The 14,380-nt window shown below is 60.7% G+C and carries 19 protein-coding genes; 6 read left to right on the top strand and 13 right to left on the bottom strand.

All coding sequences use genetic code 11. The annotated features are described in order from the left end of the window. Positions 1-62: 62 nt before the first annotated feature. From VK804_RS23305 to VK804_RS23295, 3 genes are all read right to left on the bottom strand, one after another. Positions 63-1,307: an amino acid ABC transporter substrate-binding protein gene (locus VK804_RS23305; protein ID WP_325374596.1), complete on the bottom strand. Its 1,245-nt coding sequence runs from the start codon at positions 1,305-1,307 to the stop codon at positions 63-65. A gap of 250 nt (positions 1,308-1,557) precedes the next feature. Further along, positions 1,558-2,514 (bottom strand): dioxygenase, encoded by a 957-nt coding sequence (locus VK804_RS23300; protein WP_325374594.1) that lies wholly within the window; start codon positions 2,512-2,514, stop codon positions 1,558-1,560. A 117-nt stretch (positions 2,515-2,631) separates the two neighbouring features. After that, on the bottom strand, positions 2,632-3,630 hold the full coding sequence (locus tag VK804_RS23295) for a LysR family transcriptional regulator (protein WP_325374593.1): 999 nt from the start codon (positions 3,628-3,630) through the stop codon (positions 2,632-2,634). Between the two features lie 151 nt (positions 3,631-3,781). Here VK804_RS23295 and VK804_RS23290 point away from each other — a divergent pair, with 151 nt between their 5' ends. Both VK804_RS23290 and VK804_RS23285 read left to right on the top strand, forming a co-directional pair. Continuing rightward, on the top strand, positions 3,782-4,030 hold the full coding sequence (locus VK804_RS23290; RefSeq protein WP_325374592.1) for a hypothetical protein: 249 nt from the start codon (positions 3,782-3,784) through the stop codon (positions 4,028-4,030). Between the two features lie 116 nt (positions 4,031-4,146). Then, entirely contained in the window at positions 4,147-4,395 is a 249-nt protein-coding gene (locus tag VK804_RS23285; protein WP_325374590.1) for a hypothetical protein, read from the top strand. 55 nt (positions 4,396-4,450) lie between these two features. Here the strand turns inward: VK804_RS23285 and VK804_RS23280 are convergent, their stop codons facing one another. From VK804_RS23280 to VK804_RS23235, 10 genes are all read right to left on the bottom strand, one after another. Then, positions 4,451-5,422, bottom strand: coding sequence for a tripartite tricarboxylate transporter substrate-binding protein (locus VK804_RS23280; RefSeq protein WP_325374589.1), 972 nt, complete (start codon positions 5,420-5,422; stop codon positions 4,451-4,453). A gap of 63 nt (positions 5,423-5,485) precedes the next feature. Continuing rightward, a complete protein-coding gene (locus VK804_RS23275) occupies positions 5,486-6,025 on the bottom strand; it encodes a hypothetical protein (protein ID WP_325374588.1) in 540 nt (179 codons plus the stop codon). 9 nt (positions 6,026-6,034) lie between these two features. Next, a complete protein-coding gene (locus VK804_RS23270; protein ID WP_325374587.1) occupies positions 6,035-6,244 on the bottom strand; it encodes a hypothetical protein in 210 nt (69 codons plus the stop codon). Positions 6,245-6,279: 35 nt separating this feature from the next. Next, a complete protein-coding gene (locus tag VK804_RS23265) occupies positions 6,280-6,954 on the bottom strand; it encodes a hypothetical protein (RefSeq protein WP_325374585.1) in 675 nt (224 codons plus the stop codon). Positions 6,955-7,247: 293 nt separating this feature from the next. Next, the gene (locus VK804_RS23260) at positions 7,248-8,216 is read right to left on the bottom strand and encodes a hypothetical protein (RefSeq protein ID WP_325374584.1); all 969 of its coding nucleotides are present in this window, start codon (positions 8,214-8,216) and stop codon (positions 7,248-7,250) included. Continuing rightward, on the bottom strand, positions 8,217-8,798 hold the full coding sequence (locus tag VK804_RS23255) for a DUF6932 family protein (RefSeq protein ID WP_325374582.1): 582 nt from the start codon (positions 8,796-8,798) through the stop codon (positions 8,217-8,219). It lies immediately after the preceding gene. A gap of 831 nt (positions 8,799-9,629) precedes the next feature. Next, entirely contained in the window at positions 9,630-9,779 is a 150-nt protein-coding gene (locus tag VK804_RS23250) for a hypothetical protein (protein WP_325374581.1), read from the bottom strand. A 183-nt stretch (positions 9,780-9,962) separates the two neighbouring features. After that, positions 9,963-10,562 carry a hypothetical protein gene (locus VK804_RS23245; protein WP_325374580.1) on the bottom strand — a complete coding sequence of 200 codons (600 nt, stop codon included), beginning with the start codon at positions 10,560-10,562 and terminating at the stop codon, positions 9,963-9,965. Positions 10,563-10,726: 164 nt separating this feature from the next. Continuing rightward, positions 10,727-10,876 (bottom strand): hypothetical protein, encoded by a 150-nt coding sequence (locus VK804_RS23240; RefSeq protein ID WP_325374578.1) that lies wholly within the window; start codon positions 10,874-10,876, stop codon positions 10,727-10,729. Between the two features lie 158 nt (positions 10,877-11,034). Continuing rightward, on the bottom strand, positions 11,035-11,763 hold the full coding sequence (locus VK804_RS23235) for a tetratricopeptide repeat protein (RefSeq protein WP_325374577.1): 729 nt from the start codon (positions 11,761-11,763) through the stop codon (positions 11,035-11,037). Between the two features lie 171 nt (positions 11,764-11,934). On the opposite strand from VK804_RS23235, the gene VK804_RS23230 reads away from it, so the two are divergent. From VK804_RS23230 to VK804_RS23215, 4 genes are all read left to right on the top strand, one after another. Beyond that, on the top strand, positions 11,935-12,897 hold the full coding sequence (locus VK804_RS23230; RefSeq protein ID WP_325374576.1) for an aldolase/citrate lyase family protein: 963 nt from the start codon (positions 11,935-11,937) through the stop codon (positions 12,895-12,897). A 92-nt stretch (positions 12,898-12,989) separates the two neighbouring features. Then, entirely contained in the window at positions 12,990-13,190 is a 201-nt protein-coding gene (locus VK804_RS23225) for a GDCCVxC domain-containing (seleno)protein (protein ID WP_325374574.1), read from the top strand. 75 nt (positions 13,191-13,265) lie between these two features. Then, positions 13,266-13,610 carry a hypothetical protein gene (locus VK804_RS23220; protein ID WP_325374572.1) on the top strand — a complete coding sequence of 115 codons (345 nt, stop codon included), beginning with the start codon at positions 13,266-13,268 and terminating at the stop codon, positions 13,608-13,610. Beyond that, positions 13,597-14,181 (top strand): hypothetical protein, encoded by a 585-nt coding sequence (locus VK804_RS23215; RefSeq protein WP_325374571.1) that lies wholly within the window; start codon positions 13,597-13,599, stop codon positions 14,179-14,181. The genes VK804_RS23220 and VK804_RS23215 overlap by 14 nt, the downstream gene beginning before the upstream one ends. The last annotated feature ends 199 nt before the right edge of the window (positions 14,182-14,380 follow it).

Raw genomic sequence — 14,380 nt, 5'->3', positions numbered from 1 at the left:
CGGAGCATATTTGCCCCGATCCCGGTCAACTCGACGACACTGCCGAAAAAGAAAACGCGAGTCTACTTCCGTGCCGCCTCGAACGGACTGATCAGATCGCCCGATTTGAGTTTGGCCGGCGACAGGATCACCTGCTTGCCCTGCTGGCGGAACTGCTCGACGTTCTTGTCAACGACGCCACGGAACTGCGCCATCAGCGTGTTGGTTTGCTTCCACTCGCCGTCTTCGGCAAAGGCGATCGGGCCGACGATGGTCTTGATTTCGTTGGCGTGCAGATATTTGGCGATGCCCTTCTGGTCCAGCGACTTGGTGGCGTTGACGGCCGCCTCGACGAGCTGGCCCGAAACGTAGCCGTAGGGCGCCAGATAGTAGCCCAGCGGATCGACCTTGGCCGCGATCGCCTGCTTGGTGTATTTGTCGAAGAACTCCTTGGTGCCGTCGAAATACATGCTCTTTTCCGGCAGCCACGTGTTGTAGTTGACGACGCCGTTGAGCAGCGAGCCCATGTTCTCCATCACGGAGGCGAATTGCAGGCCGACCATGCCGCCGCCGAAAATCTTGACGCTGTCGGCGACCCCGATTTCATTCACGGCGCGCAGGATGCCGGCCGAATCCGGCGGGTAGGACGCGACATAGACGATGTCGGGCTTGGCTGCGTTGAGCGAACGGATGATGCCGGAGAATTCCACCGTGTTCGGTGGATAGGACTGGTCGAACACCACCGACAGGTTTCTGTTCTTGGCGACATTCCGCGCGGTCAGCGCCAGATTCTGGGCGAATTCCTGGTCCGCCGTCAGCAGCGCCATGGTCTTGCCACCCGCCTTCTCCCCCTGATCGAGGAAAGCCGCCGCCCAGCTGTCGGCCGGTCCCCAGGGCGCATTGTTGAACCACATGTCGTGGTGGACCTTGCTGTTGACCTGGAACGAGAAGTTCCCCATCAGCAACAGGCCGCGCTGCTTGACCAGCGGCATGATCGGCGCCGTCGGCACCGTCGCGTAGGGCGCGAACAACAGATCGACCTTGTCGACGTCCAGAAGCTTCGAATAGATCGCCGGCGTCTCGGAAGCGCTCGACTTGTCGTCATAGACCACGAGCTCGACCTTGCGGCCGAGCAGCCCGCCCTTGGCGTTGACGTCGTCGCGCCAGATCTCGATGCCGAGCAGCGAGGCCTTGCCGCCGGCCGCGAGGCCGCCGGTTTGGGGCATCGACATACCGATTTTGATCGGCGGCTCGTCGGCCCGTAAAACCGAAGTCCGCCCGACGACGGCGGTGGCGATCGTTGCGCCGAGAAACGTCCTGCGTTTCATAGATCCTCCCTTTTGTTCGATATTCGATGTTCGATTGACCGCCCGCGCTCGGGTTGATCGCCCGATTGGCGAGGGCTGAGGCGGTGTCGCGCCGAAGTGTCCCGATCCTGCCGTTTTTCGAATTCCCCTGCCGCGCTTGCGATGACGTTAGAACCAAAGCGACTGCGACCACAATAAGACTCTCGGGCGAGTTTGCGGCTTGACCTTGCCCGGGAGAGCCGCGGCGTCGCGCGATGCCGGCCGGCCGGCGTCAACCTGCGGCCGGTGCCGCCTGCTGGGATTGCCCATTTCCTGACCTTGCCGGCGCCTTCAGGATCGCGGCCGGATCGGAGCCGACCCGTCCGCTGGCGCGGTCGGCGGCGCCTTCCCGCGCCAGCCGCAGGTCGAAACGGATGCTGGGCAGCCCCTTGATGGGGCTGTTCGGGTCGTGGGCGTCGATATCGACGGCGAGATCGTCCGCGGAGCCGAACACGACGTCGTCGGCGAGATGCGGATCGTCGCGCAGATAGAGCGCCGTCACCAGTTCGCGATAGCCGGGCGCGCCCACCAGGAAATGGATATGGGCCGGCCGCATGCCGTGCCGTCCCTGCGCCTTGACCATGCCGCCCACCGGGCCGTCCATCGGGATCGAGTATCCGACCGGCTTGACGGTACGCAGCGCGTAGACGCCCTCGGCGTCCGTAGTGAACACGCCGCGGTAGTCGACGACGGTGGCGCTTTCCTGAATGTCGTACAGACCGTCGGCGCCGGTCTGCCAGATCGAAACCGTGGCGTTGGCGAGCGGTTTTCCGTTGACGTCGGTGACGCGGCCGTAGAGCGCGCACTCGCTGCCGGGCTTCACGGTCCTGGCGATCTGGCTGCCGGCGGGCAATTTTGGCGTGGTCTCACGGTAGAACGGGCCGAGCAGGCTGGTATGGGTGCCTTCTTCGATGGCGGTAGAGTCGTGCAGGCCGTTGACCAGCGCCGACAGCCCGAGCGTGTCCGACAGCAGGATGAATTCCTGCCGCTCCGGCGTGCACATCTTGCCGACCGTGGTCATGAATTCGATGCCCTTGATCCACTCGCCGGGCGTCAGGTTCACTTCCCGGGCAAAGGCATGCAGGTGTTTCACCGCGGCCGCCATCACCTCCCGCATCCGCGCATCCGGGGTCGTCGCCATCTGGTCGAGCACGGCATCTGTGATCGTTTCCGGGGTCAGCTCTCGCATAGGTTCCTCCATTCGGCCTCGCAGCCGTGACATCGTTTGCCCCAGCCTACCGCGCCCCGGGGGCGACCGCCAGTCGGGACTCGAACGTGCAGCCAGACCGCTAGCGCCGGCTGTCCGTCAGCGTCGCGGCGCGGCCGGCTGAAGTGCGGCGCGCTTCGCCGGAGTTTTGGAACCGGCGGCGGCCGGCAAGCCGTGCTGCGGGAACACGGCCCGCGCCGTCTGCAGCATCTGCTCGCGCAGCCATCGGTGCTCGGGGTCGTGTTCGTTCTTGGCGTGCCAGATCATGTAGAGATACTGCTCCGATATCTTCATCGGCGGTTCGTGGATGACGATGTCGAAATTCCTCGCCACCTCCTCGGCGAAATGTCGCGGCACGATGCCGAGCAGATCGCTACGTTCGACCAGCGGCGGGACCGACCAGAGCCGGTTGACCATGTAGGCGATGTTGCGCGGCAGCTCATGCGCCGCCAGATCCTTGTCGATATGGGTGTGGGCCCGCATTTCCGGCACCAGCACGATATGGCGGAGCGACTTGAAGGTTTCGATATCGAGCCGATTGCCGATTCCGGGATGGCCGCGGCGGGCGATGAACACGGCATCCACCGCGCAGACCGGGACGGTCACGATGTCGGCGGCGTTGACCGGGAAGACGTAGAACGCAAGGTCGAGCGTTCCCGTCAGTATCGCGTTGACGAAGTCGACCCGGTAACCGCTGATCGATTCGATCGAGACGCCCGGGGCCTGTTCGATGATGGTCCGGATCAGCGGCGGCGATAGCAGCGGCTCGAGGGTGTCGATCATCAGGATCCGGAAGCGCCGGCGCAGCGTGGCGGGATCGACGCGTTCGCCGCCCTCGAGCTGGCGCCTGATCAGCACCAGGGCCTCGCGCACCGGTCCGATCATCTGCTTGGCCTTGCTGGTGGCTTCGACGCCGCGCCTGGCGCGTGCGAACAAGGGATCGCCGAACAGGTCGCGCAGCCGTGCCAGCGCGTTGGAGACCGCGGGCTGGCTCATCGCGAGCTGGGTGGCGGCGGCGCTGATATTGCCAGTCGAATAGATCGCCTCGAACACGACCAGCAGGTTGAGGTCGACGCCTTTCAGATTGACGCTTGCCATCCTTGTCCTCCCCGGCCGTCGCCGCAGCCGCGCTGTCATTGAGCGCGTCAATATCACCTATACGATTTAAAAAGTTTACGCACGCGTTCAAGTTGCGTAGTCGATCCTGGCTTGGACTTTTTCTTCAAACCATTGCCTCAGGAGAATCATCATGTCGGTCGTAAAAAGCATCGCTCAGGACGTCGAAAACGAGATCAAGTCGATCCTCGAAAAGGAGCTTGGCCTCACCGGAAAGGCCTTGACCACCGCGCTGACGAATATCGAGGACCTCGGCAAGGATGCCTCGCTCAGCTCGATCGAGGCGGCCATCGAGTCGGCGCTCGAAGCCGCCGGCATCGTGGTCGGCGAGGGCCTTGTCGATACCGCCGCCGCCGCCATCATGGCCATCCTCGCGCTTTAGGTTTTGGTGCTGCCGGCGGCTCGTCGCCGGGTTCCCAAGCCCGGCGACCGTGGCTTCGGCCTCGCCAGCGCCAGCAGCGCCGACACATCTCAGCAGGAAATCGGGAGAGATCGCAAATGTCGTTACTCGATAGCATCAAGACAACCCTGAAGCAGGACCTGAAGGTGGTGGAATCCGATGCGCAGGAAATCGCGCAGGCGATGATTGCCTCCGGTGAGCAGACCTTCACGTCGATCGTCGACAGCGTCGTGCAGAAGGTCAAGGGAAAGCCGCTCACCGAACTGCTCGAGAGCGCCTTCAAGATCTATCGGCTATTGCATCCCGGCGAGAAGGCCACCGCCGCCGCGACGCGGGGCGCCGCGTAGGATTGCGCCGTTTCGGCGAGGCCGTTTTCGGCGCGAGACCGCTACAGCCCTGCGCTCATTTCTCCGCCGCGGCTTTCAGGATCGGCAGCAGGCGGGCGGATTCGCTTGTGATGAGGTCGGCGAGCGGCTTTGGTCCGCGGCGGCCCGGCTCGATGAGTTCGGCGCCGAGATCGGACAATCGTTTTTGCACCTGTTCCTCGCCGAGGCCCTTGTCGAGGGCTTCGGCGAGCCTGTCGATCACCGGCTGCGGCGTGCCGCTTGGCGCGAACACCCCGTAGAACGGCGCGCAGTCGAATTCAGGAAAACCCTGTTCGTAGGAGGTCGGCACATCCGGCAGCATCGGGCTGCGTTTTTTGGCGGCGACCGCCAACGCCTTGACGCCTCCGGCCTGCACCTGGCTCAGGGTGCCGAGCACGGGATCGCATTCATAGTCGATCTGGCCGCCGAGCATCGCATTCAGCACAGGCGCCGTGCCGGTAAACGGCACCAGCGTCGGCTTGATGCCGATCGCCGAGTTGAGCAGCAGGCAGCCGATGTAGGAGACCGAACCCAGTCCGGCGTGCCCGACATTGAGCTTGGCCGCATTGGCCCTGGCATAGGCGACGAATTCGTTGAGGTTGTTGGCGGGAAAGTCCTTTCGGACCACCAGCAATTCCGGATATTCGGCGGAAAGGCCAACGGCTGCGAAATCCTTCTGCGGATCGTAACCGAGATCGGGATAGAACGCCGACGCCAGCGCATTGGTGCCCAGATGTCCTGACAGCAGCGTGTAGCCGTCGGGCGCCGCGCGCGCGGCGCGCAGCGCGCCGATGGTGCCGCCGGCGCCGCCGATATTCTCCACCACGAATTTCTGGCCGAGATGGCGGTTGAAAATGTCGGCGACGATGCGGGCCGTGATGTCGGCCGGCCCGCCGGCCGCGAAGGGCACGATGATGGTGACCGTGTGGGCGGGGTAATCCTCGGCCTGTGCGCCGTTGATTGCGGCGGCCATCAGCAGGATCGCCGCCGCCATCAAGTGCCTCGCCATCGATTGCCTCGCTGACGTTATTATTGTTGTGACCATATGCCGGTTCGGCCGGAAACGGCCCCCTTATTCGGGTTCCAACTGCTTCAACTCAAGTTCGACCCACATCTTCCTTACGACAGCGACAAATTTTCGAGCTGCTGTTGAAAGGGCTGTTTGTTGATCGGTGTATTGCTTCATAGTAAGATTGAGCTTCCCCTCGATCAACTCTCCGCCCTTGAACATTCGAAACATTCGAAAATGGATGGGGCTTGACAAGGAAAAATTGTCGGGCTCGGGGCGCACAAGTAGCCCGTGAGCTGCAAAACCGCGCAATTCAACGAAATTCATAACCTCATCGAGGCTGCTGCGAAGCTTGTCGGCATAAGGAGTAAAGGGTCCCTTTACATCCAGCAGCGCCTCCACTTTGGAGGCTCGCTTTTCTGCGTCTTGCGAAAATGAAAGGTCGATTCCTTGATATTGCTCAAACTCCTTCGCTTCTAAGATTATTTTGGCAAGAAACCATTCGACCTGAGCGAACGCCAGTAACGTCCCTCCTCTAGCGTCGAAAAGTTTATCCATGAAAGCACTAGCCTCAGCGCTCAGTGCCGACGCTGGCTCTGCCATCGGAATCTCCTAGATGCGAAGGGACAAATAGGTCGCTACGCCGTCAACGGCTTCCCAAATTTTGGTTGCTGTTGCCCGATTGACGATGATCGTTTTATCGTCGACCTTAAGATACAGGCTGTCCTCGTCATAATAGGAAGAGCGACCAATTTCGAGTGACATGGTTTCTTTGCCGCCCTGATCGCGGATCGTTTCCTCAAAAAAACAGAGCGTGGCCATAGCGGTATTCCTCCCCCAAATAATCCTAGGTCCGGTTATTGTTCCAGGCTCTTCAGCTTATCGAATAATGAGAAGCGGCCAAGGCACCAAGCAATCAAGCCGAGACGGTCCGAAAAATCGTAGGTGCCCCGTTCTTCGGTTCTTGCACGGTGAATTGCGGCATCCACTAGTTTGGTGGATGCCATTCGGCCGTAGCGCGCTCTCACATAGAGTTCGGTGACGGGATCTTCTATTAATCCCCCATCCAAGAAGGCATCCAGCTTCTCTGATCTGAAAACAATTTGGCGTTGAAGCCACGGAAGATCCGCTGCCGCGGTAAACAATTTCTCCGCGTGCTCTCGCCATGTCGCCAATGGCCAGCGGTATACAATGCCAACGAGAGCGTGCTCGTTGCTCTCACTCAGGGCTATCTTGATGATTTCGTCCTCCACGCCGGGAGCATCCTCAGGCGTTAGGCGTCGGAGAAGCTTATTTCGCATTGTTTTTGTGCCGACCCTCATGAGGGTCCGAAAAGTTCTTGTGCGCATCTGCTTTGACATGTGCGGCAAAAGGTATCGGATTATCGTTTCGCTTTTGGATCGGTCCTTGCCGTCTTCTGCGACCGACAGCAGTTCTTGCGTCACCTCATCGACAATCTCGGCGGGGAGGCCCGATCGCTTCTTGATCTCGCTAAAGAATACATGCCGGGTGGGCTTTGTGACGATTAACATATCGCAAAAAGTCCTCGTGAGGCAGTCCGGAAATGAAGCCAAAGAAAACGGACGTAAGATGCGCTGCCGGAGTGATATGTTCTATTTCATCCGGCGACATCAAAATGACCTTCACCTAGTTCAGCTTCTTTTTTGAAACCCGGCGACGGGACAATGAGGTTAGTTTCAATTCCGCCAGCGCGACTCTCGCTTCCATCAATGCGGCCTCCGCCCTGGCAATCCGTTTGTCCTTCAACGCCAAATTTAAACTCGGCGTCTTTCGCTGCCAAACGTGCGCGTTGGTGCCTGTTTGTTCACAGGGTTTCTGTGGTGTTGCTGAGGGGAGATGTCGCCAAGTCGATCCGCTCTAGGACTTTCTGCTGTGTCTGAATTTGGCCGGCCCGAACCTTTGTGATGACAAGGAATTGGGCGGTTACTGGTTTCAGCAAAATCGAAGCTGCGAAGTCAGGACTAGTCAGATAGCGCTCATCCAAATCCTCGGAGACCGGGCCATAGATTACCGGGCCATCTTCCCCAACCCGAAACTCGTATTGCTGCCGGTCGGGGAATAGTCCCAATAAGATACCCGTTACCGTCTCTCGGCTTTCCAAAACTTCAAGCTCATTCAGCCTCGCATTGAGCGTTGCTATGTGTTCTCGGTCCAAACGAACTTCGGCCTCGGATCCTACTATCTTGATTTCCGCGTCAGACTCGTTGAGGGTTTTAACGATTTTCTTGACAGCATTCATTGCCCTGGGGCTGAGGCTTTCGACGCGAGCATGGAATTGCTCGGTATCTCCGCTTGCAAGATCGGTCAGGGCTTGCGTGGCATCGTCTACGGCTTCCCTCAGCAGCGTAGGAACAAGGGAGCTTTGTTCCGGCTCCGGTTCTTGCAGCATAAAGCCCACAGAGCCGCGAAGCATGTCTCGAATAAACAGCCGCGAGGTAAACGATCGCGGGAGCTGCCCCTTTGCCGCCACCACCGCGCCGCCGCGCTCGGCAGCTATAGTACCTACAAAGGCCTGATATTGGTCGAGCATCTTAGTCGCGAAAGCGAGCTTGATATCTTCCGAACCTCGAACGGGAGAGCCTTCGAACAGTAAGGCGACTTCGGCACGGGTGACGAAAGACCCCGCGAGTTCCATTAGTTGGCGCTGCAACTCGTCATGCCGCTGTTGCCACATATAACGAATGGTATCGTAGGGGTCGCTATGCTGGCGCAGTTGTTCATCGACGAACGCGAGGTCGTCTTGAATCGCCTGCGATGAGAGCAGCGTTGGCATTTATGATCCTGAGATTATGGCCGACAAAGCAGTTTGATCATCGGAGGCATTCAACGGGACGGCCACGAACCCCTTCCACTCCTGGGTCACACGTTTGTGCGAGAACAGGCTATACCAATATATGGTTTCGTTCATCAATTGCAGCGGTCCCGCCTGGTCGACTGCTATCGCGTAGGTGTCCAATTGATATCGTTGCTTATTTAAGCTCTGGTTGACGATCTCGCCCGTCCACTGGGCGAACCCAGTCGATTGCCACAAAGGATCATTCCCGTGATATTGGACCGGGCGAATGAGAAAGCTGAAAATGTCGATATCTCTGGGGTCGCGTCCTTCTCGGGTCTCGACGTTTTCGACGAAGCTACCATCGATGAATTGTACCCCATCCACGTACCCAAACGAGTGCAACAAACTCCGATACTTGAGTAGGCTAAAGAGAAGGTTGCAACGCTCAGGCGTGCCGCCCAGCATGGACACCAATTCGGTCATTAGAGATGGGTACGGCGAGCGCGACGGAGCTATGGCCGAGTTGGCCCCCAGGAAGGGCGGTAATAATCCCCGAGCGTCGAATGCAGGAACGGGCATCAGACCCGCCGTGCACGGTCAATAAGCCTCACGGCCTCATGGTTGTCGGTACTCATTACTCCCCCGCATATTGGACCGATTGAAGCGCAACCATTGGGCGAGTGCAAGGTTTTCAACCGCGCGGCCACCTCGACATCCCACCGCGGTTGTCTCGGTGTGACCTGACAGACAGCGGGAGCGCCGAATCACATGCAACCAAGATCCACTTCAACCGTCAGGGACACATATCCACTGACAATATATGGTAGCTATGAATGACTTATTTGAGGAGAGTCTACAGGATATAGGCGGGGCTTGACTCTGCAGCCTATCTATTCCCGAATCGCAACCTGACAGCGGAAACGACGAAGCCGCCGGGTCTGGAACACCCGACGGCTTCTGAATTTTCGTCCGCGATCCGGAGCCGGATGCGGGACGAGCCTGTAACAGCGAAGTCGAGTTGAATCGACTTTGCGGCCTCGGTCAAGTCCGGTTCCTTCATATCCATCAGGAGCCATGATCATGGCTAAGATTGCTCCCTACCATACCAACTCACCAGAATACCCTCCGTCACATCGCAACGTTTATCACGACCACAGTGAATGCCCCGCCGGGAAAATGATAAAGTCCTGGCATCGTGAGTCCGGCACCGCTAGCAGACCGCGTTGCGATGACTGCAAGAAGCTGGGCTAATCATCATCCCTCAATGAGGGTCTGCGGTGGCGGCGAGACGGGTGCACCTTCGGGTGCGTAACGGTTCGCCGTCACCGTGCAGATCACATGTCCTCGGGTTATTCGGCGATCGTGATCAATGCGGTGAGCTGCTTTGGTGTGCCTCTGCAGCCAAATCAATCATTTCATCCCTTGCAGCAACTTCTGCGCCTCCACCAGCAAGTCCCGTATCTGCTTTCGCTCGCCGATCGCTTCCCCCGTGAACAGGCCGTGCCGGCGCGCGTTCTGGTTTCCGCATCGAGCGCCGGATCCCGGCGCGCCGCCGTGCATGCGGCAGCGCCTTTTGCCGCGCACCGCCAGCGCGCGGCACGTCCACTGGTGCGGTTTTGGCGCCGCAGCGCGAGCTCGCCAGCATTGGACCGGTATTACGGGCGTGATCGCTCACCCCTGCGCTTCGCCCCTCGCGTCCACGGAATCGTGCTCCCGTGCGCCGCGATCGGGCATCGCGTGCATTCAGGCATCCGTCACCGCGGTCGCCCCGCTACTGTCCGAGACGATCACGCTTCGATGCTGCGTGACGTTGCCGACGATGGCGTTGCCGCCATCCCCAACCCTCACGTTCTGCACGGTGATGGCGGGCTCGCCATTGTTGCGATAGCGGTTGAGCGCCTCCATCTGGGCCGGAAAGGTGCGGGCCAGCCTGCCGAGAGCGCGCGCCGCACTGTCTTGCCGGGCGATGTCGTCCGCGTTGGCGAGGTGATAGGCGCATCGCATCGCCATCACGTGAACGGACACCATCTGCGCCACCAGCATGGCCTCGACGGCATCCCGGGGCTTGATGCTTTTCACCATTGAAATCATGAAGGCGAGGTTGACCGCGTCAGGCTTCTGCCCGTTCACGCTGGCCTTCACCAATTGCCGCAGGATGCCATGCATCGCATCGCGATCGGCGACCCCCAATGCCTCCGCCATCAGCTGTTCGCCAAGCTCCTGATCCGGATGGTCGATGGCGAATCCGTCTGGCGAGAGTTTTACCCGTACGGCTTCGGCAGCCCTGGTTTGACCGGCTGCGGCGATGGCCGTTGCCTCGTTGGGGTCTGAAACTGTGTTCACGTCGATATCTCCTTAAGAAAGAATCGCTTTTCTTCGTCATGGCCGGGCTCGTCCCGGCCATCCACGTCTTTCTTGCTGCTGGGTTGCAAAGACGTGGATGCCCGGGACAAGCCCGGGCATGACGAGGTTTGCACAACCGTCGATTCCATTGGCTGCATTTGGAGTCAGACTCTCAGGAAACGCGCATCGGAAACGCACGCGGTTTTCGCAACGTGCAGGCGATCCTTCGCTGTCGCGAGCCGCTGCAGGTTCAATTGTCGGAAGGATTTTTTGCCTGCAATCGCACCGAAGAACCCGTTGTCGGCCAGGGCCATGGGTGTCTTAAAAATTGCGGGATGGTGGAATCATGCCGGTGATTTGCCCGACGTGTCAAAATGTTTCTGCGGGATCGCTCAAAGGCTGGACCATGCTACTTTGCATGGGGTTGTTTTGGATATTTTCGTTGAGAGGCGCTTCTATGGTTCAGCGCCGTCTACGGCTTCGCGCCGAGGCGCGTCAAAGCGGAGCGTGAATCATTGTCGGCCGGATCGAGCTTCAGCGCCGCGCGGTAATCCGCGATCGCCTTGTCGCGTTGACCGAGTTTCTCCAGTATCTCGGCGCGCGTCTCGATGTAGGCGGCGTCGTTGGGGGCGAGCGCAATGGCCTTTTCGATGTCGGCGAGGCCCTTGGCATCCTCGCCTTTCATGTGCAGCGACCATGCCCGCGAGTTGTAGCCGCTGGCAAAATCCGGCTTGACCGCGATGCCCTGGCTGAAATCGGCGATCGCCGCGTCGTGCATGCCCTTGTTCTCGTAGGCCTTGCCGCGATCGCAGACGATGATGGCGCGAACCGCGGGCGTGGATTTCAGTTCGAGCGCCCTGGTGTATTCGGCAATGGCCTGGTCGTTCAAGCCCTTGAGACGATAACCGCTGCCCCTGACCGCATAGGCGTTGGCGTAGTCGGGGGTGATCGCAATCGCCCGCGTGGCATCGGCGATGGCCTCGTCGTGGAGGCCCTTCTTGTTTTCTCCGATCGCGCGATTGCTGTAGAGGATCGCCAGATTCGCCTGGGTTTCCTGGCCCGAATTGATCAGCGCGCTGCAGCCCTTGATTCTGGTATCGGCATCGTTTTGCATGCACTGGGCGACGCTTTCGTCGTGTGTCTGTGCGAAGGCCGGCATCGCCGCCAGCACCAGGGCCAATCCGATCAAAACCCGAGACATGTTCCCCCCTGAGCCAGTCCCGTTTTGGCTATCCGGTGAGAGGCTATCATGGCTCGGCCCGGAGGCAAGGCGGAGTCTTGTATCTCCTGACGACCGGATACCTCGCGCGGTGACGCGGCACCATGCTAGCCTTGCTCCGGCATCGCCAGAGACTGCGGGAGTGGACCACGCATGGGTGGGCGGATCAGTCGTTGCGTCGAACTGCTGGAGCAGGATCAGGCGATCTATTATGACGGACCGCATAGCGGCCACGTGCTGACCCATGCGCAGGGCCGCATCGATGCCGCTACCTGGGCCGACTACATGAATGTCGGCATGGAGCACGGCGCTTTCGACATGGCCGGCCTTGCCGAGTACATGCGCGGCATGGTCGATGCCGGGCCGACACGGTCCGGCCACCGCACGCCGACGGTGATCGTCGAGGCGCCGGTGAACGGGATCGACGCCGCTTATGTGCGTTACAACGCGTGGCAGTTCCGCCAGATCCTCGGCCGCGGGGTGCATGGCATCCTGCTGTGCCAGGCGGAGACCGCGGATGCGGTGCGGGCATTCGTGGAATCCTGCCGCTATCCACACAACACCGGCGGCGTCGATCCCGAAATCCCCTCGCCGATGGCGCGGATGGCAGGCGCGACACGAGCAAAGGACGACGGGACCGACCGCGCGGAGCGCAAATGGCTCGGCATCGGCACGCGGGGGCGCGGATCGGAAACCACCGCGGCGCCGATCTGGGGCCTCTCGAGCGAGCAATACATGGAGCGCTGCGATCCCTGGCCGCTCAATCCGAAGGGCGAGTTGTTGCTCGGGGTGAAGCTGGAAAGCCCCGAAGGCGTCGCCAATTGCGAAGCGATCCTCGCGGTGCCGGGGCTCGGGTTTGCCGAGATCGGCCCGGGCGACTTGAGCCTTTCGCTCGGCTACCGCACCATTCCCCGCGAACCTTACCCACCGGAAATGCAGGCGGCGCGCGACCGCATCCTTTCAGCCTGCCGCAACAACGGCGTCGCCTTCCTGCAGGGCTGCAACGCGGACAACGTGATCGAGCGGATCGACGAGGGCGTGCGCGTGATCGCGGGGCATAGCGAGGCCGCCGCCATCAAGGGCCGGGCACACCAGAAGCGGAAGTTGCCGGTGTGATAGCGGTTGCAATCTGAATTCGAGGAAATCATCCGATGTCGGCGCAATCGGAACCAGGCCAGGATCCGCCCTCGCGTACAAAAGAACCGCCAATGCAAATTGAATCCGTACTCACCTGTCCGCACTGCAGCCACCAATCGGCGGAGACCATGCCGACCGACGCCTGCCGGTTCTTCTACGACTGCAAAGGGTGCGGCGTCAGGTTGAAGCCGCGGCAGGGCGATTGCTGTGTGTTTTGCTCCTGCGGTTCCGTGCCATGTCCGCCGATCCAGGCGGGCGACTGTTGTTCTTGATGCAAGCGTAACACTGGGTCATCATCCGCCGGCGCAACCCGGAAGAGGCAACCAACGACCATCCCGAATTCCGGAATGTTCATGAAGACGTCGAACCAGATCGACCATCACGCCCTCATCGAAGCACTCCGACGTCGCGTCCTCGAGGGACCGGGTGAGACCTCTGCGGCCGCGCGCCAGCAGGCCGCGAACGCGGCGGCGGGCGTGGCGGCTGTACAGGACCGTTACAGTGATCTGGCGCGCCAGATTGGAGAGTCCGCCCATCGTGTGACGGATGCCCAGGTGGCCGCAATGGTGTCGGACGCGGGAAGCGAGAAGGCGGCCTTCGAAATCATCGCCGCGGCGGCATTGGGAGCCGGCCTGCTGCGTTGGCGGCAAGCGATCAAGATGCTGGAGGACGCCGGCGATGCGGCTGACTGAGATTGATCGCGGCGACACGCTCGCAAATCGCCTGCTGATCGGCTTCATCTCGCTGGTTTCCGGAATGCGGCTGCCGGATGCCGCGCGTGTCGCTTTCTATCACACGAACTTTTTCGGCACGCCGATGGGAGCCTGGACGCAGGCCGCGATGCGGGGGCCGAGCGATTGGAGCGTCGGCGAACGCGAATTGATGGCGGCGATGGTGGCGAAATGGAACGCCTGCGACTTTTGCGTGAGCGCCCACGGCGCGGTGGCCGCAAAAATACTGCCGCGGCCGGCGGTCGATGCGGCGCTGGCGGACTTTCGTGCCGCGCCGATTTCGGAAGGCCTGAAGGAAACGCTGGCGTTCCTGCAGACCATGACGTTGCGGCCGATGCAATTGACAGTCGAGGATGCCAGGGCGGTGCTTCGCAGCGGCGTAAGCCGGCAAGCCCTGACGGATGCCATCGCGGTTGCGGCAATCTTCAACATCGTCACCCGCTACGCCGACGCGCTCGACTTCGCGATGCCGCAGCCCGATGAGTTCGAACGTGCCGCCAACATGCTGCTCAAGCGGGGCTATGGATCCTAGCGGCGCCAATTGATGCGCGAATCCCTGCGTTGCACGCAGGGCGGGCCTCTGGTATTTTAAGCTACGAGCGCCTCATTTTTTCTTTGCAGGCCCGGGCTGACGATGTGGCCGCTTGCGCAAGTGCGGATGGCGACTCGTGCACAGCAGAAATGAGGCGTTCGCTCAACAAGATTTCGCTCAACAACATGAAAGAGTTGGC

The sequence above is a fragment of the Bradyrhizobium sp. genome (assembly GCF_035484855.1).
GTDB lineage: Bacteria > Pseudomonadota > Alphaproteobacteria > Rhizobiales > Xanthobacteraceae > Bradyrhizobium.
Note: the sequence above shows the minus strand (reverse complement) of the source record. Positions and strands in the feature narration are given on the sequence as shown.